Here is a 23,054-nt window from a genome sequence, read left to right as displayed (position 1 = left end):
TACAGCACCATGCGACATCCCGTACCGACGCCGACTCGATCGAGCCGGCCCCACCGATCGTGGAACCCGAGGATCATGACTGTCCGCCAGGCCGAGTACCCCCGGCCGAACCACTTCATCCTTCACCTCAGCGACACCCACTTCATCGCCGGAGACGGCGGGCTGTACGGCTCCGACGTCGACAGCGAGGCCCAGCTCCGCCGCCTGTTCGACGAGCTGGAGGCCTCGGGCGGTCGCCCGGAGGCCGTGGTCATCACCGGCGATCTGGCGGACAAGGGCGAACCCGAGGCGTACGCCAAGCTCCGCGCCGTCGTCGAGCCGGCCGCCGCCCGCCTCGGTGCCGAGGTGATCTGGGTGATGGGCAACCACGACGACCGCGGTGCCTTCCGCTCCGGGCTGCTCGACCAGCTGCCCACCACGCAGCCGATCGACCGGGTGCACGACGTGAACGGACTGCGCATCATCGCGCTGGACTCGACCGTCCCGGGCGCGCACTACGGCGAGATCTCGGACGCTCAGCTCGACTGGCTCGCGGAGGAGCTCTCCAGCCCCGCGCCGCACGGCACGATCCTGGCGCTGCACCACCCGCCGGTCCCGAGCGTCCTCGACCTCTCCGTGCTCGTCGAGCTCCGCGACCAGCCCGCGCTCGCGGAGGTGCTCGAGGGCTCGGACGTCCGCAGCATCATCGCCGGCCACCTGCATTACTCCTCGACCGCGACGTTCGCCGGCATCCCCGTCTCGGTCGCATCGGCCACCTGCTACACGCAGGACCTCAACGTGCCGGTCGGCGGCACCCGCGCCCGCAACTCGGCGCAGGCCTTCAATCTCATCCACGTCTACGACGGCACGGTGTTGCACTCGGTGGTGCCGATCGGCGCCTCGACCGAGGTGTCCTACGTCTCGGCGAACGAGACCGAGCGGATCCTCGCCTCGCACGGCGTCGAGATCGCGCCGGCCACGGCCGCACCGCTCGAGCAGGTCGAGGCGCTCTACCCGCCCGTCGCGGAGCCGGTGGGCGTCAGCGCCTAGGGGCCTGCGTCCGGTCTGCAGGCGATCCGCGCCGAGAGACGATCCCGACCGCGGGTCCGAGGATCCGGGGCCGCGGATCGCCTGCAGAACGGACGTCAGCGCTTGGGACGAGTGCGGTCGAGGGCGAACAGGTGCCCCGCGAAGGCGAGGGCCGCGCCGAGCGCGATCCCGACTCCGATGCCTGCCCCGACCCCGATGCCCGGGAAGACGAGCGCGCTGGCGAGCCCGAGCAGCAGCCCGAGGACCCCTCCGCCGATCGCCCAGGCCATGCTCAGTCCACCCGCTCCCAGGGCGCCGGGATCGGGTAGTACTCCTCGAGGAAGTCGATCACGGCGCGGGTGCGCGCCTCCGCCGAGATCTCGGGGAAGCTGCCGTCGTTGAGGCAGAAGAAGTCGACGCCGCGGTTCTTCAGCAGCTTCTTCATGTCCTTGAGGCCCTGGTGCATCGTCGTGTCGACGTACTTCACCGAGGCGTTCTCCTGCACCACCGCGCGGCCGGTCATCAGCGCGTAGTAGTGGTACAGCGAGTTGGTGACGGAGACGTCGCTCGCCGAGCGGAAGCGGCTCGCAGCGGTCGCGGTGAACTCCGGCTCGAACTCGGTCTCCAGCTCGGCCATCACGCTCTTGCGGAGCGGCGTGGCGGCGTGCTCGAGGTGCCGGGTCGTCATCGCGCCGAAGCGCTCGCGGAGCAGCCGGCGGTTGACGCGCGCCGCGTTCTCGAACCCGCTGCGGGAGGCGTTGGAGTCGCCCATCCCGATGCGGGTGGTCGCCTCGATGAACTTGGTGATCCCGCCGGGCGAGAAGAAGATCGACGGGTCGACGGGGCGGCCGAAGAACATGTCGTCGTTGGAGTAGAGGAAGTGCTCGGCCAGGCCCGGGATGCGGTGCAGCTGGCTCTCGACCGCGTGCGAGTTGTGCGTGGGCAGCACCGAGAGGTCGCGGAAGTGGTCCTCGCTGCGGACCAGGGTGACGTCGGGGTGCTCGTCGAGCCAGCGCGGGCGCGGCGAGTCGGTGACGATGTAGATGTGCCGGACCCACGGCGCGTACATGTAGACGCTGCGCAGCGCGTACTTGAGCTCGTCGATCTGACGGAAGCGCGCGGGGGCGTCGTCACCCTCGCCCACGACGTAGCTGGCCATCCGGGCGGCGCGGGCGCGCTGGAACTCCAGGTCGGTTCCGTCGACCCAGGAGAAGACAATGTCGACGTCGAAGCGGATGTCGCTGACGAGCGGCTCGAACATGCCCTCGAAGGTCGGCCAGGTGCGGCCGTACGCCTCGACGTGCGCGTCGATCGCCTCGGCGACCGGGAGGCTGCTGCGCATCAGCGCGTTCTCGGCGGGAGTGGTGATCTCCTCCTCGCCGACCTTCCAGAACTCCAGGCGGACGCCGCTGCGGGCGCCGTAGCGCAGCGATCCGCTCGAGGAGACGCGGGGGCGGAAGAGCGAGAAGACCGCAGCGCGCGGGTACGGCGCGATCGCGCCCTCGGCCAGGAGCAGCGGCGGGGTGCCGCGCTTGTCGAGCGTCTTCACGTAGAACGGCTCGGTCGCGAAGGCGCGCGCGAGCAGCGTGGCCAGCTCGGCGCCGAGCGAGCGGTCGATCGCGAGGAAGGGCGCGCCCTTCGTGCCGCGGATGAGGCGGTAGGGGAACTCGGCCTCGTCGAGCACCTCGCCGAGCGCGATCAGGTCCTCGGTCCAGGCCGCCTGCGGTGTCGTACTCGAGTTGACCAGCGAGAACAGACCGGCATGGACGACCACGTCGTCACGGTCGAAATGGCGCGGACGCAGGAGGGCTGACGGCAGAGGACGGACGGAAGGCATGATTCACATTATCCGCCGCCTGTTTCGTGCGGATGACCGTCCTGCTCAGCTTGACAGGGAGTGCAGCCGCTCCAGGGCCGCGTCCCCAGCGCGCGAGGCCTCGCGAGCCCGGCTCTCCTCGCGGGCGGAGGCGACGCCGAGGGCGAACGCCGGCTCGCCGCGGCGGGCCGCCACGAGGGCGTGCGCGCGGAGCACGTCGCGGGCGGCGAGGGCGTCGCGCTCCTCCCCCAGCGCGTCGGCGACGGCCTTCGCCGCCTTGGCGATCCGGTGCGGCGTCGCGCCGACGGCGTCCGGGACGACCGCACTCCAGGCCTCGACGACGTAGCGCAGGCGCTTCGCGGCCTTGCGCAGCTCGTGCCGGGCCTCGACGTCGTCTCCACCCGTGCGGGCCTCGTCGACGCGCGAGACCTCCTTCGCGAGGGAGCGGTGGACGAGCTTCTTCGCGCTCGCGCCGGCCTTCGCCGTCCGCGGCGGGTCGGCCAGCAGGGCGTCGAGCGCGGCGAGCAGGGCGAGGTAGCGGGCGCCGCGCAGGGTCTTGGCGACCCGCTGCAGGGCGATCGCGTGCCGGCGCTCGATCGCGTCGAAGAGGGTGGTGCCGGCGACGGCCTTCGCGGGCAGTCCCTCCCCTGCCTCGTCGACGGCGGTGCGGAGCCGGGCCGCGAGGACCTCCTCGTCGCGGGCGGCGCCGAGGACGCCGGCGAGCCAGCGCAGCTCGTCGCGCAGCGGATCGAGGGCCTCGCGCTCCAGCACGGAGCGGGAGGCGGCGAGGACGCTGCGCAGGCGGCGGGTGTGCAGGCGCATCCGGTGCAGCGCGTCGTCGGCCTCGAGGCGCACCTTCGGATCGACGGCGCGCAGGCCGGTGAGGAGCTCGCGGATCGCGGCGAGCGCCGCCTCCCCGCCGTCCTCGGGTGCCGCGTGCGCGTCCTCGATCGGACCGCCGGTGGCGCGGGCGAGCTTCGAGGCGCTCTCGGCGGGGCGGGCGCCGGCGGCGAGCAGTCGCTCCTCGATCGCGTCGAGCACCGCCTCGCCCTCGGGGCCGTGGACGTCGACGAGCTCGACCTCCCACTCCCGCCAGCGCCGCTCGACGCCCGAGCGCTGATCGTGCGCGATGACCAGGTCGTCCGCGATCTCGGCGAGGCGGCGGCCGGCGGCGTCGGCGACGCGGGTGATCGAGCGGACGGTCTCCAGGGTGGCGAGCGGCTCGAGCCGCGAGCGGCCGACCTGGCCGAGCACCGGCTCCCGGACCTCGGCCGGCACGGTGCGGGAGGCTGTCAGCGCGGCGTGGATCTCGGTGCGGCCGGCCGAGCCGGGGAGCTTGACGTGCCAGCCCTCGTCCTCGCCGCCCTCGCGACGGCGGAGGGTGATCCGGCCGCGGGACAGGGCGCGGCCGGCGGTGTCGAAGTACTGGGCCCGGAGGCGGACGGGCTCCTCGGCGAGCGCCGTGGCGACGGTGCCAGCGCCGATCAGCTCCGGCAGGGCGGTGTCCGCGTCGACGTCGTACTTCCGCTCCACCTCGGTCTGCACGCGCCGCGGCGCCTCCGTCTTCGTCCGGTCCGCACGCTGAGCCATGGTCCATTGTGCGCACGTGGACGGTGCTCCCGGCGGCAGGCCCGCGGCGGGGCGCGAGGTCGGCCTAGGCTGGAGCGATGACCGCGCCCGTCCCTCCCGTCGCCCGCCGTGTCCCGCTCGAACGCCGTCACCACGGCGATCTCGTGGTCGATCAGTACGAGTGGCTGCGGCAGAAGGAGGAGCCCGAGGTGATCGCCCACCTCGAGGCCGAGAACGCCTACACCGACGCGCTCCTCGCTCCCCTCGCCCCGCTCCGCGAGCGCCTCTTCGACGAGATCCGCTCCCGCACGAAGGAGACCGACCTCTCCGTCCCCGTCCGCGAGGGCGCCTGGTGGTACTTCTCCCGCTCCTACGAGGGCCGCCAGTACGGCGTGCACTGCCGCGCGCCGATCTCCGGCCCGGACGACTGGACCCCGCCCTCCATCGCCGAGGGCGGGCCGCTCGAGGGCGAGCAGGTGGTGCTCGACGGCAACGTCGAGGCCGAGGGCCACGACTTCTTCTCGCTCGGCAGCTTCGACGTCTCCGCCGACGGGCGCTTCCTGCTCTTCGGCACCGACGTCGAGGGCGACGAGCGCTACACGCTGCGCATCCGCGATCTCAGCACCGGCGAGGACCTGCCCGACGTCGTCGAGGGCACCGGCGGCGGCGCGACCTTCGGCGCCGACGCCCGCTTCGTCTTCTACCCCACGGTCGACGAGTCCTGGCGGCCCGACACGATCTGGCGGCACACCGTCGGCACCGAGTCGACCGCCGACGAGGTCGTCTTCTCCGAGCCCGACGAGCGCTACTGGATCGGCGTGGGGCTCACCCGCAGCCGCCGCTTCCTCGTCATCGAGATCGGCAGCAAGATCACCAGCGAGTGCCTGCTGCTCGACGCGGAGGACCCGACCGGGGAGTTCCGCTCGGTCTGGCCGCGACGCGAGGGCGTCGAGTACGAGGTGGACCACGCCGTCGTCGACGGCCGCGACCGCCTGCTGATCGTGCACAACGACGGCGCACTCGACTTCGAGATCGTCGAGGAGCCGGCCGACCTCGCGCTCTCCCCCGAGGAGCGGGCGGCCGAGCGCCGCGTCCTCGTCCCGCACACCCCGGGACGGCGGATCGAGGGCGTCGACGCCTTCGCGCGGCACGTCGTCGTCTCCTACCGCGAGGCGGGAGCGACCCGCCTCGGCCTCCTGATCGACGGCGACGGCGGCGCGCGCCTGGACGAGATCGTCTTCGACGAGCCGCTGTACGACGCGGGCCTCGCCGGCAACCCGGAGTGGGAGCAGTCCGCGCTGCGGCTCGCCTACACCTCGTTCGTCACCCCCTCCACGGTGCTCACCCTCGACGTCGCGACCGGCGAGCGGACCGTGCTCAAGCAGCAGCCGGTGCTCGGCGACTACGACCCCGCGCGCTACGAGCAGCGCCGCGAGTGGGCGACCGCCGAGGACGGCACGCGCATCCCGCTGTCGCTGGTCTGGCGGAAGGACGCGGCGGCGCCCGACGAGGCCCCCGCGCCGCTCCTGCTCTACGGCTACGGCTCCTACGAGGCGAGCATCGACCCGGGCTTCTCGATCGCCCGGCTCTCGCTGCTCGACCGCGGCGTGGTCTTCGCCATCGCGCACGTCCGCGGCGGCGGCGAGATGGGCCGCTCCTGGTACGAGGAGGGCAAGACCCTCGCCAAGCGCACCACCTTCACCGACTTCGTCGACTCCGCGCGTCACCTCGTCGAGGCGGGCTTCACCACGCCCGAGCGCCTCGTCGCGCAGGGCGGCTCGGCCGGCGGGCTGCTGATGGGCGCGGTCGCGAACCTCGCCCCGGAGGCCTTCGCCGGGATCCTGGCGCAGGTGCCGTTCGTGGATGCGCTGACCTCGATCCTCGACCCGTCGCTGCCGCTGACCGTGATCGAGTGGGACGAGTGGGGCGACCCGCTGCACGACCCCGAGGTCTACGCCTACATGAAGTCGTACTCGCCGTACGAGAACGTGCGCGAGGGCGTCCGGTATCCACGGATCCTCGCGACGACGAGCCTCAACGACACCCGCGTGCTCTACGTGGAGCCGGCCAAGTGGGTCGCGCGGCTGCGCGAGGTCGGCGCGCCGGCACTGCTGAAGATCGAGATGACGGCCGGGCACGGCGGCGTGAGCGGGCGCTACGAGCGCTGGCGCGAGGTGGCGTTCGAGTACTCCTGGATCCTGGACGTGCTCGGGCTGGCGGAGGAGACCCGCGACTCCTGAGCCGGGGATCCGGATCGGGTGGGCGCGCCGCAAGCCCCACCGGAGCGTCGATCGCGCCGCGTAAGGTTCGGGGTGCCGACCGAGGGGAAGTGCAGAGATGAGCGCAGGACTGTCGATCGACCGGGCCGCGGCCTGGGTCGCCGATCAGCGGTGGTACGCGAGCAAGGGGCGCCGCCCCGAGCTGGAGATCCGGGGCGAGTGGCGCCTGGAGCGCGGTGACGGCGACGTCGTCGTCCACCTCGTCATCGACCGGGCCGGCTCGAGCCCGGTGCTCTACCAGGTGCCGGTGACGGTGCGCTCGGCGCCTTTCGCGGGCCTCGAGGACGCGCTGATCGAGAGCGACGGCACCCGCTTCGTCTACGACGGGCCCCGCGACCCGCTGTTCGCGCGGGCGCTCTTCGAGCTGATCGCCGACGGCGGCTCCTCCGACGCGGAGGGCGTTCTGGGCGGCGCCCGCGCCGAGGGCCACCGCCAGCCCGGTGCCGTGATCGGCGCGTTCGCGTCGTCGCGGATCCTCAGCGGCGAGCAGTCGAACACCTCGATCATCGTGCAGACCACCGCGGAGGACGGCTCGGCAGGCACCCCCGTGATCGTCAAGGTCTTCCGCGCGCTGCACCACGGCGAGAACCCGGACGTCACCGTGCAGTCGGCGCTGAACGCGGCGGGCAGCACGCTCGTCCCGCCGGTGATCGGCAACGTCACCGGTGAGTGGGACGACCGCGGCGAACCGACCGGCCGGGCCTTCGGGCACCTCGCCTTCGCGCAGGAGTTCCTGCCGGGCGTCGAGGACGCCTGGCGCGTCGCGCTCGAGGCCGTCGCCGGCGACACCGACTTCACCGGGCCGGCGCGTGAGCTGGGCCTGGCGACCGCGCAGGTGCACTCCACCCTCGCCGAGGTGATGCCGACCGAGGACGCGACGCCCGAGGTCGTGCAGCGGATGATCGCGACCATGCGTCGCCGGCTGCGGATCGCCTCCTCCGAGGTGCCCGTCATCGCCGAGGACGCCGACGCGATCGACGCGGTCTTCCAGGCGGCCGAGCAGGCGCCGTGGCCGCGGTTGCAGCGCATCCACGGCGACTACCACCTCGGCCAGGTGCTGGCCGTGCCCGGCCGCGGCTGGGTGCTCCTCGACTTCGAGGGCGAGCCGCTGCGGCCGATGCACGAGCGGCTGCTGCCGGACATCGCACTGCGCGACGTGGCCGGGATGCTCCGCTCCTTCGACTACGCGGCGGGCGCGCACGAGCAGGCGTCGCCGGGCGACTCCCGGTCCGCCTGGGCGCTGGCCAGCCGCCGCGCCTTCCTCGAGGGCTACACCGAGGAGGCGGGCGACGCGGTCACCGCGCACCGCGCCGTCCTGGACGCCTTCGAGCTCGACAAGGCCATCTACGAGGCGATCTACGAGGCGCGCAACCGCCCGGAGTGGCTGTCGATCCCGGTGACCGCGGTGCAGCGGCTCGTCGGACGCTCGTAGGGTGCAGGTATGACCGCACGCGACGAGACCAGCGACGCCCCCGACTCCACCAGCCACGAGGACGGGCCGCTCGACCCGCTGAGCGACTTCAGCATCCCCGGCGACACCGACCTGCACGTGGACGGCGACGCCTCCGGCGCCGACGGCCGGAAGGTCGCGGAGCCCACCGAGGACGACTCGGCCGAGTAGCTCGGCCGACGGCGGATCTCGATACGCCCGCTCCGCGGGCTACTCGATCACCAGGGGTGGCCGATGCGGGACGCCCTGCCGCAGAACATCGGCTGAGAGGGGTCGTCGTCGCTGATGAGCGATGACCGCGGCTCCCAGCTGATGTTCTGCTCGGGCCGAGCGGCTCAGCGCACCGGCGCGAGCGGGCTGACCGCCGGGCCCTCCAGCACCGACCCGTCGGCGGCGAAGCGCGAGCCGTGCAGCGGGCAGTCCCAGCTGCGCTCGGCGTCGTTCCAGGTGACGACGCCGCCCAGGTGCGGGCAGACCGCCGAGACGGCGCAGCGGCGGCCCTCGACCGTCGAGACGGCCACGGGCTGCAGGCCGTCACGGGCGAGCGCGCCGCGCCCCTCCTCCGGCACCACGTCCACCGAGCGCGGCGCGCGCAGGGCCGACCAGTAGCCGCGGGCGTACCACGCGCCGACCGCGGCGAGCGCTCCGGCCCCCTCCGCCATCACCCGGGGCAGCGTCGGGCGGCGGTGCAGGACCTTCGCCCACGGCGGCGTCTCGCCCCTCGAGTCGCCGACGAGCGTGAGCGCCGCCTGCACCGCGTTCGTCATCCCCCACTTGTCGTAGCCGGAGGCGAAGAAGATCCGCCCGCGGCCCCGCGGCAGCCAGCCGACGAACGGCACGCGGTGGAACGCCTCGTAGTCCTGCGCGCTCCACTGCGCGATCGGCTCCGCGCCGGGGAAGGAGCGGCGGGTCCAGGCGATCAGGTCGTCGACGCTCTCCTGCGTCCGCGCGCGCCGGCCGACGCCGTGGCCGTTGCCGCCGATCAGCAGCAGCCGCTCCCCGTCCCGCTCCACGTCGCGGATCGAGCGCGAGGGCCCGTCGACGGAGAGGTACATGCCGTCCGGGATCGTCTCGGCACCGCGGAAGGCCACCGCGTAGGAGCGCAGGGCGACCTGCTTGGCGAAGTAGAGGCCGCGGTCCAGGATCGGCGTGCCGGTGAGCAGGTAGGCCCGCTCGCCGGTCACCTCGCCGGCGCTGGTCCGCACGCGGACGGGCGCGGAGGCGCGCAGCCCGAGCGCGCGGACGCCCTGCACGAGGACGCCGCCCGCCGCACGGAAGTCGGCGGCGAGCGCCGCCAGCACCGCCATCGGGTCGAACTCCGCCTGGTCGTCGAGCGCCACGGCGGCGGTGCTCGGGAAGGGCGTGTCCAGCGCGCCGACGAGGCGGGTGGCGAGGCCGAAGCGGCGGGCCGTCTCGTGCTCGCGGAGCACCGCGTCCACACCGTCGGGGGTCTGCGCGTAGCTGTACGCGGTGCGGCGCTGCACGGGCACGCCGGCCTCGCGGAGGTAGTCGACGAGCCAGGTGAAGCCCGCGAGGTTCGCCGCGACGTAGGCCCGGGTGACCGCGGGGGTGTTGCGGGCGGCGATCCTCGAGAGGTGCGTCCCCTGCAGGAGGCTGAGCTTGGCGGTGCTGCTTCCGGTCGCGACCGCGCCGACCTCGCGGGCCTCGAGGACGAGGACGCGACGGCCGCCGCGCTGGAGCAGGAGCGCCGTCACCAGCCCGGAGAGGCCGGCTCCGACGATCACGTCGTCGTAGTGCGCGCCCGGCACGAACGCGTCGCCCGGGATCGGCGCGGCGTCCTGCCGCCAGAGCGAGGTCCGCTCGATCGCCGGCACGTCGATTCGCTTCATCGGGTCTCCCTGCACTCGGGCCGCGGAGGGCGGCTCGGACCGACGCTACGCGCGGCGGCCGGACCCGTCAGGGTGTTGACAGCGCGCGCGGCCGTCGGCGGCGGCTCAGAGCCAGCCCCAGCGCTTGAACAGCCGGTGCAGGACCACGCTCGAGGCGACCATCAGCCCGAGCGCCGCCGGGTAGCCCCAGGCGAGGTGCAGCTCGGGCATCGCGTCGAAGTTCATGCCGTAGACGCTGGAGATCATGGTCGGCGCGAAGAAGATGGCGGCCCAGGCCGAGATCCGCTTGACCTCGTCGTTCTGCTGGTTGCCCGCCTCCGCGAGCTTCTTCATGTCCTCGTTCTGGCGCTGCGCGACCAGCGTGGCGTTCACCGCGAGGATCTCGCGGAGCGTCGTCCGGAAGCCCTCGACGCGCTCGTCGACGACGGCGACGTGGTCGGCGACGTCGCGGAGGTAGCGGCGCAGCTCGACGTCCTCGCGGAAGACATCGAAGTCGGTGACCAGCCGGCCGAGCATGCCGGTCAGCGGACGGGTCGCCCGCTGGAAGTCGAGCACCTCCTGGGACAGCTCGTAGATGCGCCGGGACACCGCGGGATCCCCCTCGAAGACCTGCGCCTCGATCTCGTCGATGTCGTTCTCGAGGCCGGCGACGACCGGGGCGTACTGGTCGACGACCGCGTCGAGGATCGCGTAGAGGACCGCCACCGGTCCCTTGCGCAGCAGCTCGGGGTCGGCCTCCATCCGGCGCCGGACCAGGGAGAGGTCGGGCTTCTCGGAGTGGCGGACGGTGACGACGAAGTTCGGCCCGACGAAGAGGTGCAGCTCGCCGAAGTCGACCTCCTCGCGCTGGTCCGCGTAGCTCGCGGCCCGCAGCACCACGAACATGTCGCTGCCGTAGCGCTCGAGCTTGGGCCGCTGGTGCGCGCTGATCGCGTCCTCGATCGCGAGCGGGTGCATCGAGAACTCGTCCTCGAGGGCCGCCAGCTCGGCCTCGGTCGGCCGGTAGAGGCCGATCCAGGCCATCGCGTCCGGCAGCTTCTGCAGGGCAGCGAGGGCCTCAGGGATGCTGTGCGGCGAGACGACGCGACGGCCGTCCTGATAGATCGCGTTGTCGACGGTGCTCCGGCGGACCGGCTCCTCCTCGGGGCGGATCCGCTCGATCGGGCTGGTGTCCTCGGCGGCGGCGCGGGTGCGCGAGCCGAGACCGAGGAGGGTCGAGGGCACTCGGGGCAGCTTCACGCGGGGCCTCCTTCGATCGACCGACGACCCATTCTGCACCCGCGGGTGAACGGGAGGTGTCCGGCGGCGACGGCTCGGGCGGCGTCCGGTGTCGGAGCCGCTCAGTAGCCTGGAGGGGCACGACAGGGAGCGCCACCGCACACCCGCAGACCCCGCGAAAGGACGGTCGTGAAGCTCCTGCACACCTCCGACTGGCACATCGGCCGCACCTTCCACGGCCACTCGAGCGTCGCCGCGCTGGGCCTCGTGCTCGACGCACTGGTCGAGACGGTGCGCTCCGAGGCGGTCGACGTCGTCCTGATCGCGGGCGACGTCTTCGACTCCGCGGTGCCGGCGGCCGAGCACTACACCCTGCTCACCCGCACGCTCGAGGCGATCCGCGCGGCCGGCGCCGAGGTCGTGCTGACCAGCGGCAACCACGACTCCCCCGCCCGGCTGGGCTTCCAGGCCGGACTGCTGCGCGGCTCCGGCGTGCACGTGCTCACCGACCCCGAGGCGTACGCCGAGCCGGTCGTCCTCCGCGACGGGAGCGGGCTCGAGGTCGGCGTCTACGGCATCCCCTACCTCGAGCCGGCCCTCTACCGGCACCGGCACCCGGAGGAGTCGCTCCGCCGCCACGAGGACGTCCTCGCCTTCGCGATGCGCCGCATCCGCGCGCACGCCGAGGCGGCCGGGCGGTGCTGGGTGGTGCTCGCGCACTGCTTCGCCGTCGGCGCCCCGGCCGGTACGGTCGAGCGCGACATCACGGCCGGCGGGATCGACTACGTCTCGGTCGATCACTTCGCCGCTGCCGACTACGCGGCACTCGGGCACATCCACGGGCGGGCGACCCTGCTGCCGAACGTGCGCTACTCCGGCGCTCCGCTGCACTACTCCTTCGGCGAGGCCTCGAAGCCGCGCGGCGGCTGGCTGGTCGAGCTCGGCGCCGACGGGCTCGGCGAGGTGACCTGGTCGGCGCTGCCCGTGCCGCGGCGGCTCAGCGTGATCGAGGGTCGGCTGGACGAGCTGCTGAGCGACCCGTCGCTCGCCGAGTACGAGCCGGACTGGGTCTCGGCGGTGCTGACCGACGAGGTCCGCCCGCTCGACGCGATGGCGCGGCTGCAGTCCCGCTTCCCCGGCTGCGCGACGCTCGAGCACCGGCCCCCGCACGCGGCGGTCGACGAGCGGCGCTACGCCGAGCGGATCCGCGGGCGCAGCGACGTCGAGGTGATCGACGACTTCCTCGCGCACGTCCGCGGCGGGCACGGCGCGAGCGAGACCGAGCGCGCGCTCGCGCTCGACGCGCTGGCGCAGGTCGACGCCGAGGCGCTGCGGTGAGGATCCGCCGCCTCTCCTTCGCCGGTCTCGGCCCCTTCCGCGCGGAGCAGGAGATCGACTTCGACCGCCTGGAGGACGTCGGGATCTACCTGATCGCCGGGCGCACCGGCGCCGGCAAGTCGACGATCCTCGACGCGATCAGCTTCGCGCTCTACGGCTCGGTGCCGCGCTTCGACGGCACGGCCTCGCGCCTGCGCAGCGACCACAGCGCCCCCGAGGACGAGACGTTCGCCGAGCTCGACTTCGAGGCGGCCGGCCGGCTCTACCGGGTGCGCCGCTCACCGGAGTACGAGCGGCCGGCCAAGCGCGGCGGCGGCACCACCCGGCAGGCGGCGAAGGTCGCGCTGCTCGAGTACGTCGACGGCGAGTGGCGGGGCCTGTCCTCCAGCGCACGGGAGACGGGGGCCGACATCGGCCGGATCGTCGGACTGACCAAGGACCAGTTCCTCCAGGTCATCCTGCTCGCGCAGAACCGCTTCCACGAGTTCCTGCTCGCCAAGAACGACGACCGGCAGCGGCTGCTCCGGACCCTCTTCGCGACGGAGCGCTACGACCTGCTGCGCCGGCGGCTCGTCGAGCAGCGGCAGGAGAGCGGCGCGGCGCTCGAGGAGGAGCGCGCGGCGGTGACGGCGCTGGCCGACGAGGCGGTCCGGCTCACTGGTGACGAGGAGACGGCGCCGACACCGCCCGATGCGGAGTGGTTCCGCGCCCTGGTGACCCGGCTCGACGCTCCCCTCGGGCTCGCCCGCGACGAGGTGGCGGAGGCCGACGTCGCGTTCCGCGCGGCCGAGACCGCCCGGGACGAGACGCGGCTGGTGAAGCGGGCGCAGGACCGCCGCCGGAGCGCGCTGATCGAGGCCGAGGAGCTGGCGGTCGCGGAGTCGCTGGTCGTGCAGCAGCGCGAGCGGATCGAGCGCGCGCGGCGGGCGGACGGGGTGCTGCCGCTGCTCAAGGGCGCGCGCACGGCCGCCGAGCGGGCCGTCGCCGCCTCCCGGAGCCGCGACAGCGCGGCCGAGGCGTTCACGGCCGCCTTCGACGAGCCCGCGGACCGAGCCGCGGCCACCCGGGCCGCGGAGCGCCTCGCCGGAACGCTCGGCGCGCTCGCCGATGCGCTCGCCGACGAGCGCGGCCTGCCCGAGGCGGTCCGCCGCGCCGAGCGGACCGTCACCGCACGGGAGCGGTCCGCCGCCGCGCTGGCCGTCCTCGATCACGACCTGCGGGCGCTGCCCGCCCTTCTCGACGCGCTCTCGGCGGAGGAGGACGCGCTCGCGCCGGACGCGACGGCGCTGCCGGCCCGCACCGAGGAGCTGGCCGCGCTCGAGCGCCGGATCCGCGCCGCCGCCGAGCGTGCGAGTGCCGCGACCGCGCTCGATCGCCTCCGCTCCGCCCACGCCGAGGCGGCCCGGGCGCACGGCGTCCGCGCCGCCGAGCACGCCGAGCTGGTCGCCCGCCGTTTCGCGGGCTTCGCCGGCGAGCTGGCCGGAGCGCTCGTCCCCGGTGACCCGTGCCCGGTCTGCGGCTCCTGCGAGCACCCGCGGCCCGCCGAGCACGGCGAGCTGCCGCCCGTCGGCACCGGCGAGATCGAGAAGGCGCGCACCGCCGTCGACCGCGCCGCCGCCGCGATGGACGCTGCCCGCGAAGCCGAGAGCGCCGGCGCGCTCGCCCTGGCGGCCCTCGAGGAGCGGGCCGGCGCCACGACCGCCGAGGAGCTGCGGACCGCCCGCGCCGAGGCCGAGATGCGGCTCACCGCGTCCCGGAGCGCCGCGACGCGGCTCGAGGAGCTGCGGCGCGAGCGGTCGGACCTCCGTCTCCGCAGTGACGACCTCGCGGCTGCCCTCGAGACCGCCCGCGCCGAGCACCAGCGCCTCAGCTCCGACGCCGCCCTCGCCGCCGAGGCGCTGCGCCTCCTGCGCGAGCGGATCGACGCCCATCGCGACGGTGCGGCCAGCATCGCCGACCGCGTCGCGGCCCTCACCGCGCAGCGCCGCCTGGCCGAGGCGCTCGTCGAGGCCGAGGACGCGGCGACCACCCGCCGCGAGGCGGCCGAGGCGGCCGAGGTCCAGCTCGCCGAGGTGGTCGCCGACCGCGGCTTCGCGAGCGCCGACGACGCCGAGTCCGCCGCCCTCACCTCGGGCGAGCGCGCCCGCGCCGAGGCCGTGGTCGCCGAGCACGAGCGCCGCCGCAGCGCCGTCGACTCGGTGCTGGCCGACCCCGAGCTCGCCGGCCTGCCGACCGCCCCCGTCGACCTCGCCGCCGCGGAGGAGGACGCGCGCGCCGCCTCCGCCCGCCGCGACGAGGCCCGCTCGCGGCACTCGGTGCTCGAGCACCGCGCCGCCCGGCTCGCCGAGCTGGCGGGCCGCGCCGAGGAGCGCCTGGCGACTCTCGACGAGCGCCTGCGCCGACACGAGGAGCTCCGCGCCCTCGCCGAGACGATCGACGGCCGCGGGCAGAACACCCGCCGGATGGACCTCGAGGCCTTCGCCCTCGCCGGCAGGCTGGAGGAGATCGTCGCCGCCGCGAACCTGCGGCTGAACGCGATGACCAGCGGCCGCTACGCCCTCGTGCACGACGACTCGCTCGCCTACCGCGGCGCCGCCTCCGGTCTCGGGATCGACGTGCTCGACGCCTTCACCGGCGCCCGCCGACAGCCCGCGTCGCTCTCGGGCGGAGAGACGTTCCTCGCCTCGCTCGCCCTGGCCCTCGGGCTGGCCGACGTGGTCACCATGCAGTCCGGCGGCGTCTCACTCGAGACGATGTTCATCGACGAGGGCTTCGGCTCGCTCGACGCCGAGACCCTGGAGACCGCGCTCGGCACGCTCGACGCGCTCCGCTCGGGCGGGCGCACGATCGGCCTCATCAGCCACGTCGACGCGATGCGCGAGCGGCTGCCCACCGGGCTGAAGGTCGTCGTCAGCGACCGCGGTGACAGCAGGATCCTCACGGCGTGACGGAGCGACCCGCTAGGGTCGTCGGCAGTGACACGGGGTGCCCACCAGGGCTGAGAAGAGACCCGTCGAACCTGATCTAGTTCGTACTAGCGAAGGGATGTCGCGAATGAGCATTCGCACGCCTGCCCACCCGACCCTCCTCGACGGTGCGGCCGTCGCCCGAGACCTCGACGCGCTGCGCTCCGCCGCGCCCCTCGTGCAGTGCATCACCAACGCGGTGGTCACCGGCTTCACCGCCAACAACCTGCTGGCACTCGGCGCGAGTCCCGCGATGTGCGACCTGCCCGGCGAGGCCGGCGTCTTCGCGGGCATCGCCTCCGCGACGCTGGTGAACCTCGGCACCCCGCACGCCGAGCAGCGCGACGGCGCTCGCGAGGCCGTCGCGGCGGCGAACGCGGCCGGCACCCCCTGGGTGCTCGACCCGGTCGCCGTCGGTCCGCTGCCGGTGCGCACCGCCCTCGCGGCGGAGCTGCTCGAGGCGCGGCCCGCGATCATCCGCGGCAACGCCTCCGAGATCCTCGCCCTCGCCGGTCTCGGAGCGGGCGGTCGCGGAGTCGACGCCGTAGACGGCCCGGAGGAGGCGCTGGAGGCCGCGACCGCGCTCGCTCAGAGGTGGGGGTCGGTCGTCGCGGTGTCAGGTGCCGTCGACGTCGTCACCGACGGCGAGCGCGTCGTCCGCGTCACCGGGGGGCACCCGTTGCTCACCCGCGTCACCGGCGGCGGCTGCGCGCTGGGCGCCGTGATGGCCGCCTTCCTCGGCGCTCGGAGCTCCGACGCACTCGGGGCCGCGGTCGCCGCGTCCGTCGTCTGGGGGCTCGCCGCCGAGCGCGCCGCCGAGACCGCCGCCGGCCCCGGCTCGTTCGCGGTCGGCCTCCTCGACGCCCTCGCCGCGCTCTCCGCCGACGAGGTCGAGAGCGGGGCGCGGATCGCATGATCGACCTCTCGCTCCAGCTCGTCACCGACACCCGCCTCTGCGGTCCGCGCGGAGTCCCGGCGGTCGTCGCCGCGGCCGTCGCCGGTGGCGTCCGCATCGTCCAGGTCCGCGACCACGAGGCGACCGCCGCCGAGCTCGTCGCCCTGACCTGCGCCGTCGCCGCCGTCCTCGACGAGCGCACGACCCTGCTGGTCGACGACCGCGTCGACGTCGTCCTCGCCGCCCGCCTGGCCGGAGCCCGCGTCGACGGCGTGCACGTCGGCCAGTCCGACCTGCCCGTCCTCGCCGCACGCAGCATCCTCGGCGCCGGCGCGGTGATCGGGCTCACCGCGAACACCCCGGCCCACCTCGCCGCCGCCCACGCCCTGCCCGCCGGCACCGTGGACTACCTCGGCGTCGGCGTGATCCGCGCAACGGCGACCAAGCCCGACCACCCGGTCCCGCTCGGGATCGACGGCTTCGCCGCCCTCGCCGCCGCGACGCCGCTCCCCTGCGTCGCCATCGGCGGCGTCACGGCCGGCGACGCCGCGGCCCTGCGCGCCGCCGGCGCGGCCGGTCTCGCGATCGTCTCCGCGATCTGCGCGGCCGACGATCCGGAGTCCGCGGCCCGCGCCTTCCGGGCGGAGTGGGACCGATGAGCGCCGCGCTCCCGCAGCCCCGCCCGATCCCCCGCGTCCTCAGCATCGCCGGCACCGACCCAAGCGGCGGCGCCGGCATCCAGGCCGATCTCAAGTCGATCGGCGCGCTCGGCGGCTACGGGATGGCCGTGGTCACCGCGCTCGTAGCGCAGAACACCCGCGGCGTGCGCTCGATCCACCTGCCGCCCGCCGAGTTCCTCCGCGAGCAGCTCGACGCGGTCAGCGACGACGTCGAGATCGACGCCGTGAAGATCGGCATGATCGCGAACGCCGAGCTGGGCGCGGTCATCGCCGCCTGGCTCGATGCCGTGCACCCGCCGCTCGTCGTCGTCGACCCGGTGATGGTCGCGACCAGCGGCCACCGCCTGCTCGACCCCGAGGCGGAGGAGGCGGTCCGCGCGCTCGTCCGCCGTGCCGGCCTGGTCACGCCCAACCTCCCCGAGCTGGCCGTGCTCGCCGGAGCGGAGCCGGCCGCCGACTGGTCCGCTGCGCTCGAGCAGGCCCGCTCCGTGGCCCGGGATCTCTCCACCGCGGTCCTGGTGAAGGGCGGGCATCTCGACGGCCCGGCGACGCCGGACGCGATCGTCACCCCGGACGGCGGCGTGCGCGAGGTGCCGGGCGAGCGCGTCGCCACCCGCAACACCCACGGCACCGGCTGCTCGCTCTCCTCCGCGATGGCGACGCTCCTCGCCGGTGGCGGGACGACTCCGGACACCCTCACTCAGGCGCTGATCGAGGCCAAGGACTGGCTGAACGGCGCCCTCCGCGGCGCCGACGCACTCCGGGTCGGCAGCGGCAACGGTCCGATCGACCACTTCCACCGCCTGCGCGCCCCCGCGTTCTGCGAGCGGATGTGGACCGAGACGGAGGAGCTCCGCGCCGAGATCGACGCCCTGCCGTTCGTGACGGCGCTCGGCGACGGCTCCCTCGACCGCGACGACTTCGAGTGGTACCTCGAGCAGGACGCGCTCTACCTCACCGAGTACGCCCGCGTCCTCGCGATTGCGGCGCAGCGCGCGCCGAGCACCGCCGAGCAGGTCTTCTGGGCGGAGTCCTCAGCCTCGGCTCTGGCGGCGGAGGCGCAGCTGCACCGCGACCGCCTCGGCGAGCGGACGGCGACGGCGTCCCCCGTCACCCGCGGCTACGTCGACCACCTGCTCGCGGTCGGCACGAGAGGGAGCTACGGCGAGATCGTCGCCGCGCTGCTGCCCTGCTTCTGGCTCTACGCGGACATCGGCGAGCGCCTCGCGGCGGCGAACCGGCCCGGGCACCCCTACGCGGACTGGCTCGTCACCTACGCGGATCCTGCCTTCGCCGTCGCGACCGAGCGCGCGATCGCGATCACCGAGACGGCCGCCGCTCGCGGCACGAACGCGGAACGCGCCGCCATGGGCGACGCGTTCCTGCGCTCGAGCCTCTTCGAGCGCGACTTCTTCGCGGCTCCGCTCAGCCGATCGCCTCTCGGAGGACGTGCATGAGCGCGTCCAGCTGAACCGTGTCGGCCGAGGCGACCTCGGCGTCCGCGCCGTCGAGCGCGCGGGCGGCGAGGCCGGCCTTCGCGTCGATCAGCTCGGCGATCTTGGCGTCGATCGTGTGCGCCGCGATGATGCGCCAGGCCGTGACCGGCTCCTCCTGGCCGATGCGGTGCACACGGTCGATCGCCTGCGTCTGCTCGGCCGAGGTCCAGGACAGCTCGGCCAGGACGACGTTGGACGAGGCCTGCAGGTTGACGCCGACGCCCGCCGCGGTGAGCGAGCAGACCGCGACCGAGACGTCGGGGTCCTCGTTGAAGGCGTCGATCTGCGACTGGCGGAACGTCGCCGACTGGTCGCCGCGGATCGAGACGGAGGTGAGCTCGCGCTTCTCGAAGGTCTCCTCCGCCTGGTCCATGACGTCGATGTGCTTGGCGAAGAAGACCACCTTGCCGACCGAGCGGGCCAGCTGCGAGGCGTAGTCGGCGGCGAGCGCCGCCTTGGCCTGGCCGATCCGGCGCACCATTGTGAAGACGTTCTCGCCGGTCTTGGCCGACTTCGACTCCTCGAGCTCGCTCTGCGCGACGATGCGGACGAAGCGCTCGCGCTCGTCGTCGTCGAGCTCGTGCGTGATCGACGCGGTGACGGCCTTGTAGCGCTGCAGCATCCGGGCGCCGAGCTCGCGCTCCGCCTTCTGGATCGAGCGGCCGAGGTCGTCGTCCAGCTCGACCGGCAGGTCGACGATCCGCTTCGAGGGCAGGTCCGCGGCGACGTCGATCTTCTTCCGCCGGACGATGCCGAGATCGATGACCGCCTCGCGCGCCTCCGGGTAGAAGCCGGTGTCCGCGGGGGTGAGGCCGGTGTCCTCGAGCAGGCTCATCAGCTCGGGTCCGGGCTTGGTCTCGTCGATCCAGCCGAGAAAGCGCCAGATCGCGCGGAAGTCGTCCACGTCGTTGATCAGCGGCGTTCCCGTGAGGGCGATCATCAGCGGGTCGTGGCCCGGCGTCGTCTCGCGGATCTTCGCGGCGAGCGCCAGCACGCTCTGCGAGCGCTGCGAGCGGAGGTTCTTGATGAAGTGCGCCTCGTCGACGACCATGCCGCGGAAGCCGAGGCTGCCGAGCCAGCCGATGTGCCGGTCGAGGATGTCGTAGTTGACGATCACGACGTCGGCGAACGCGTCGAGCGTGCCGCCGTCGCCGTGGATGACGGTGGCGCGGCGCTGCGGCGTCCAGCGCTCGACCTCGCGCGCCCAGTTCATCTTCACGACGTTGGGCACGACGGCCAGCAGCGGGTAGGAGCCGGTGACGGACGCGGCGAGGAGGCTCTGCGCCGTCTTGCCCAGGCCCGGCTCGTCGGCGAGCAGGAAGCTGCGGTGCCCCTCGCGCGCGCCCTCGATGAAGCGGGCCTGGTGCGGCATCAGGTCGCGCCCGCGGGGGGTCACCCGGTCGATCTTCGGCGGCTCGGGCAGCTCCATACTGGCGGCGCGGCCGCCGGCGCCGTACTCGAACGCCTTGAACAGCGGACCGAGCAGCTCCCAGTCGTCGAGGCGACGGCGGGCGGGGGTGGGCGCGCTGGCGATCGAGAAGTCCGGCGGGAGGAAGGGGTTGGCGAGCTGGCGCGCGCGCACCGACGGCGGCACCACCTGGTTGACCGGCACCTCCGGCTTGGGCTCCGGCTCGGTCACGATCAGCAGCTCGTCGGGGCTCAGCTCGGCGCCGGCCTCCAGCAGCCAGTCGCGGCGCAGCTTCTGCGCCGCCGCAGTGATGCCCGCCTCCGATTCGAGCAGGGCGATCAGGCTGGTGTCGCGCGCCGCGGTCTTCGCGAGGATCGTCGCGATGCCGTCGAGGCGCTTCATCTCCTCCGCGCGCTGCGAGTCGCTCAGCTCGGTGTCGGTCTTCACCCGCTTGCGCTCCTCGCGCATCAGCAGGGCGATGACGAGGAACTTCGTGCGATTGGTGGGCCCGACCTTGCCGGTCTGGGCCTTCGCCTCGACCTCGCGCACGCGACGGGCGAGGATCGGGATGATCCCGGAGTTGTCGACGCCACGCGGGCGCGACCGCGGGCGGGTGCCCGGGCTCGCGTTCGTCGAACGACGCGACTGACCGGACTGACGCTGGCCGCTGCGAGCCATGCTCCTCCTCGACGTGGACGGGGGCGGAGGAGGGGTTCCCGCGCTCTACCGTCGCATTGCACTGTGCGTGTCTTGCGTGCTGTGCGGGTCTTGCCTGCACTGCGTGTGTTGCACTGGCCGCGTCACGCCTGGGACGAGACGGGCACCGATGCGCCCGGTGGCCGTCGGGAGCTCCGAGCAACGGGTCTGAGACCCGGTCGCAGCATCCCCGGCGTGCGGGTGCGCGTCGAGTCTACTCCTCAGCGCCGGATCGGCGGCACCTCACGCCTGCGGGCGCGTTCAGCGGCCGCCGGATCACTCGGCGACGCGCACTCGGATGATCAGTCCCGCGGCGACCACGACGCCGACCGCGGCGAGGTGGAGCGAGGACCAGACGGCGTCCGGGAAGGAGAACGGGAACACCGGGTTCCAGAGCACGACGATCGGCGCGAGCCCGATCAGCCAGTAGGACGCCTTCGCCTGGATCGCGAACCAGCCGATCACGGCCGCGAGGATCGCCACCGGATACCGGACGAAGTCGTAGGCGTCACCGCCGACCAGTGCGAGCCCCGCGAGCAGGATGATCGCCGCGAGGATCCCCGGCGCCAGCGCCATCCGCGCGCTCGAGCGGGACGGGTAGCGGGCGGTCGTGCCGCCGCGCGGGGGGCCGGACTTCTTGGCGTTCACCCGTCGATCGTACGGGGCGGTCCCGACCGCTCCGCTCCGGACCCCGCACGGCCCGTGCGGCTCCGGCCCCGCGCGAACCGACCCGAACCGGGCGCACGCCCGCGCACGGGCACCAGTACGCGTCCACTCGCAGAGCCGCGCCTCCGTGCCGTCACGATCGGACCCGGATCGGGTCCGGACCCACCCGTAGGCCCCGACAGCTGTCTGTTCGACCTCCTCCTCCCGAGCGAGTCGACCCGGTCTGGGCTCGAGTGCGCCCGCAGACCCCATCGAGCGTCGACTCGAAGGAGTGCGGCCCCGCTCGTGCGCGCCCGGACGCGACGAGGGGCCGGACGGGCCGGCGCACCCCAGCACGGGTTCACTCGTGCGCGGCACCCCGATCGAGACGACTCGAAACGGGCGCCGACGCTGCTTTCACCAATCACAGCTCGCGTCCTCTCGCGGGCCGATACCCCCGCCGGGTATCGGCGTCGAGGCGTAAACTGGGCGGGTGATCGAGGATCTGAAGAAGCGCTCCCTGCACCGCGCCCGCATCCTGGCGGGCCAGATGCGCGGCCTCGAGAAGGCCATCGAGAACGAGGACTACTGCGTCGACATCGTCACGCAGTCGCTCGCCATCCAGAAGTCGCTCGGCTCGCTGAACAAGCTGATCGTCGAGAACCATCTGCGGACGCACGTGACCGCGATGTTCGACGAGGGCGGCGACGCGCGCGAGGCCGCGATCGCCGAGCTCGTGAAGATCTTCGAGTTGTCGAACAACCGCTCGTGACCGCGCTCACCGCCGTCCGCGGCGACATCACCCGCGAGCAGGTCGACGTGATCGTCAACGCCGCCAACTCGTCGCTGCTCGGCGGCGGCGGGGTCGACGGAGCGATCCACCGCGCGGGCGGCCCCGAGATCCTCGAGGAGTGCCGGCGCCTCCGGGCGGGCGAGCTGCGCGACGGACTCCCCGCCGGCTCCGCGGTCGCGACCACCGCCGGCCGCCTGCCCGCCCGCTGGGTCGTGCACACCGTCGGCCCCGTGTACTCGCGGAGCGACGACCGCTCCGCCGTCCTCGCCTCCGCCTACACCGAGTCGATCCGCGTCGCCCGCGCCCTCGGCGCCCGCACCGTCGCCTTCCCGGCCGTCTCCGCCGGCGTCTACGGCTGGCCGATGGCCAGCGCGGCGCGCATCGCCGTCGACTCCGTCCGACTCGCCGCCGCCGAGGACCGCCCGGGCGCCCTCGACGAGGTCCGCTTCGTGCTCTTCTCGGACGACGTCCTCGCCGCCTTCCGCGAGGCCCTCGGCTAGCTCGCCGTCCCGGTCGCGGCGCCGGTGCCCGAGTCGGTCCCGGTGCCCGAATCCGTCCCGGTGCCGCTCCCCTGTCCGCCGAACGACCCGGGCCCGCCGCCGCCGGGGAAGCCGCCGTCCGGCATCCCGCCGCGCTGCGACGGGTCGAACCCGCCGACGGTGGAGGACCCGACCGAGTTCCCGACGGCGTAGCCGATCCCGAAGCCGCCGCCCAGCAGCAGTAGACCGGCGAGGACGGCGAGCGCGATCCACCGGACGCGGCGCCGTCGCCAGAGCGGCTGACGCGGCGACACCGGCCCCGCCGCACTCGGTGCCGCGGTCCCCGCCGTCGGCGGCGGCCACTCCGCCGTCCCCGGTCCCTGGTTCTCGATCGTGCTGCTCATGCTGCGCCTCCGGCTCTCGTGCGCACCCGGCCGGGTGCACGATCGACAGTGCCGTCGCCGCCTA

19 protein-coding genes and 1 riboswitch are annotated in these 23,054 nt (G+C 73.9%); of the genes, 11 read left to right on the top strand and 8 right to left on the bottom strand.

Annotated elements, in window-relative coordinates; translation table 11 throughout:
• Positions 1–75: 75 nt before the first annotated feature.
• Entirely contained in the window at positions 76–1,029 is a 954-nt protein-coding gene (locus tag EDF36_RS04475; protein ID WP_123702995.1) for a phosphodiesterase, read from the top strand.
• Between the two features lie 95 nt (positions 1,030–1,124).
• Here EDF36_RS04475 and EDF36_RS21155 read toward each other — a convergent pair whose 3' ends face one another.
• The 3 genes from EDF36_RS21155 to EDF36_RS04465 all read right to left on the bottom strand — a co-directional run bounded on the left by EDF36_RS21155 (position 1,125) and on the right by EDF36_RS04465 (position 4,414).
• A complete protein-coding gene (locus EDF36_RS21155) occupies positions 1,125–1,298 on the bottom strand; it encodes a hypothetical protein (RefSeq protein WP_185020369.1) in 174 nt (57 codons plus the stop codon).
• Positions 1,299–1,300: 2 nt separating this feature from the next.
• Positions 1,301–2,782: a stealth family protein gene (locus EDF36_RS04470; protein WP_243646392.1), complete on the bottom strand. Its 1,482-nt coding sequence runs from the start codon at positions 2,780–2,782 to the stop codon at positions 1,301–1,303.
• A 108-nt stretch (positions 2,783–2,890) separates the two neighbouring features.
• Positions 2,891–4,414 (bottom strand): CYTH and CHAD domain-containing protein, encoded by a 1,524-nt coding sequence (locus EDF36_RS04465; protein ID WP_123732066.1) that lies wholly within the window; start codon positions 4,412–4,414, stop codon positions 2,891–2,893.
• Positions 4,415–4,491: 77 nt separating this feature from the next.
• On the opposite strand from EDF36_RS04465, the gene EDF36_RS04460 reads away from it, so the two are divergent.
• From EDF36_RS04460 to EDF36_RS04450, 3 genes are all read left to right on the top strand, one after another.
• Positions 4,492–6,633 carry a S9 family peptidase gene (locus tag EDF36_RS04460; RefSeq protein WP_123732065.1) on the top strand — a complete coding sequence of 714 codons (2,142 nt, stop codon included), beginning with the start codon at positions 4,492–4,494 and terminating at the stop codon, positions 6,631–6,633.
• 97 nt (positions 6,634–6,730) lie between these two features.
• Complete coding sequence (locus EDF36_RS04455; protein ID WP_123732064.1) at positions 6,731–8,104, top strand: maltokinase N-terminal cap-like domain-containing protein; 1,374 nt, start codon at positions 6,731–6,733, stop codon at positions 8,102–8,104.
• 9 nt (positions 8,105–8,113) lie between these two features.
• Entirely contained in the window at positions 8,114–8,293 is a 180-nt protein-coding gene (locus EDF36_RS04450; RefSeq protein WP_123732063.1) for a hypothetical protein, read from the top strand.
• A 164-nt stretch (positions 8,294–8,457) separates the two neighbouring features.
• On the opposite strand, the gene EDF36_RS04445 is transcribed toward EDF36_RS04450, so the two are convergent.
• Together EDF36_RS04445 and EDF36_RS04440 are read right to left on the bottom strand one after the other, a co-directional pair.
• Positions 8,458–9,972: an FAD-dependent oxidoreductase gene (locus EDF36_RS04445; protein ID WP_123732062.1), complete on the bottom strand. Its 1,515-nt coding sequence runs from the start codon at positions 9,970–9,972 to the stop codon at positions 8,458–8,460.
• 105 nt (positions 9,973–10,077) lie between these two features.
• Positions 10,078–11,211 (bottom strand): magnesium and cobalt transport protein CorA, encoded by a 1,134-nt coding sequence (locus EDF36_RS04440; protein WP_123702982.1) that lies wholly within the window; start codon positions 11,209–11,211, stop codon positions 10,078–10,080.
• 168 nt (positions 11,212–11,379) lie between these two features.
• Between EDF36_RS04440 and EDF36_RS21150 the strand changes: the two genes are divergently transcribed.
• The 5 genes from EDF36_RS21150 to thiD all read left to right on the top strand — a co-directional run bounded on the left by EDF36_RS21150 (position 11,380) and on the right by thiD (position 18,526).
• Positions 11,380–12,528: an exonuclease SbcCD subunit D gene (locus EDF36_RS21150; protein WP_185020368.1), complete on the top strand. Its 1,149-nt coding sequence runs from the start codon at positions 11,380–11,382 to the stop codon at positions 12,526–12,528.
• Complete coding sequence (locus tag EDF36_RS21145; RefSeq protein ID WP_185020367.1) at positions 12,525–15,476, top strand: AAA family ATPase; 2,952 nt, start codon at positions 12,525–12,527, stop codon at positions 15,474–15,476. Before EDF36_RS21150 ends, EDF36_RS21145 begins: the two co-directional genes overlap by 4 nt.
• 23 nt (positions 15,477–15,499) lie before the next feature.
• Positions 15,500–15,591, top strand: a riboswitch (TPP riboswitch).
• Positions 15,583–16,410 (top strand): hydroxyethylthiazole kinase, encoded by an 828-nt coding sequence (thiM, locus tag EDF36_RS04425; RefSeq protein WP_123732061.1) that lies wholly within the window; start codon positions 15,583–15,585, stop codon positions 16,408–16,410. Its footprint overlaps the riboswitch before it by 9 nt.
• Positions 16,407–17,048, top strand: coding sequence for a thiamine phosphate synthase (gene thiE / locus EDF36_RS04420; protein ID WP_123732060.1), 642 nt, complete (start codon positions 16,407–16,409; stop codon positions 17,046–17,048). The genes thiM and thiE overlap by 4 nt, the downstream gene beginning before the upstream one ends.
• The gene (gene thiD / locus EDF36_RS04415) at positions 17,045–18,526 is read left to right on the top strand and encodes a bifunctional hydroxymethylpyrimidine kinase/phosphomethylpyrimidine kinase (RefSeq protein ID WP_123732059.1); all 1,482 of its coding nucleotides are present in this window, start codon (positions 17,045–17,047) and stop codon (positions 18,524–18,526) included. Before thiE ends, thiD begins: the two co-directional genes overlap by 4 nt.
• Here the strand turns inward: thiD and EDF36_RS04410 are convergent.
• Together EDF36_RS04410 and EDF36_RS04405 are read right to left on the bottom strand one after the other, a co-directional pair.
• Positions 18,495–20,651 (bottom strand): DEAD/DEAH box helicase, encoded by a 2,157-nt coding sequence (locus tag EDF36_RS04410; protein ID WP_123702974.1) that lies wholly within the window; start codon positions 20,649–20,651, stop codon positions 18,495–18,497. The two genes, thiD and EDF36_RS04410, sit on opposite strands and share 32 nt — an antisense overlap.
• 294 nt (positions 20,652–20,945) lie before the next feature.
• Positions 20,946–21,317 carry a DUF6804 family protein gene (locus tag EDF36_RS04405; protein WP_260300523.1) on the bottom strand — a complete coding sequence of 124 codons (372 nt, stop codon included), beginning with the start codon at positions 21,315–21,317 and terminating at the stop codon, positions 20,946–20,948.
• Between the two features lie 490 nt (positions 21,318–21,807).
• Between EDF36_RS04405 and EDF36_RS04400 the strand changes: the two genes are divergently transcribed.
• Both EDF36_RS04400 and EDF36_RS04395 read left to right on the top strand, forming a co-directional pair.
• Positions 21,808–22,086, top strand: coding sequence for a metal-sensitive transcriptional regulator (locus tag EDF36_RS04400; RefSeq protein WP_123445545.1), 279 nt, complete (start codon positions 21,808–21,810; stop codon positions 22,084–22,086).
• Positions 22,083–22,607, top strand: a complete 525-nt coding sequence (locus EDF36_RS04395) for an O-acetyl-ADP-ribose deacetylase (RefSeq protein ID WP_123732058.1) — start codon at positions 22,083–22,085, stop codon at positions 22,605–22,607. Before EDF36_RS04400 ends, EDF36_RS04395 begins: the two co-directional genes overlap by 4 nt.
• Here the strand turns inward: EDF36_RS04395 and EDF36_RS04390 are convergent.
• Complete coding sequence (locus EDF36_RS04390; protein ID WP_123732057.1) at positions 22,604–22,990, bottom strand: hypothetical protein; 387 nt, start codon at positions 22,988–22,990, stop codon at positions 22,604–22,606. The genes EDF36_RS04395 and EDF36_RS04390 overlap by 4 nt on opposite strands.
• Between the last annotated feature and the right edge of the window lie 64 nt (positions 22,991–23,054).

Origin of the sequence: Rathayibacter sp. PhB152, from assembly GCF_003751395.1 — a bacterium.
GTDB classification, from domain to species: domain Bacteria; phylum Actinomycetota; class Actinomycetes; order Actinomycetales; family Microbacteriaceae; genus Rathayibacter; species Rathayibacter festucae.
The sequence above is the reverse complement of the archived record's forward strand: the minus strand, read 5'-3'. Positions and strand labels throughout refer to the sequence as shown.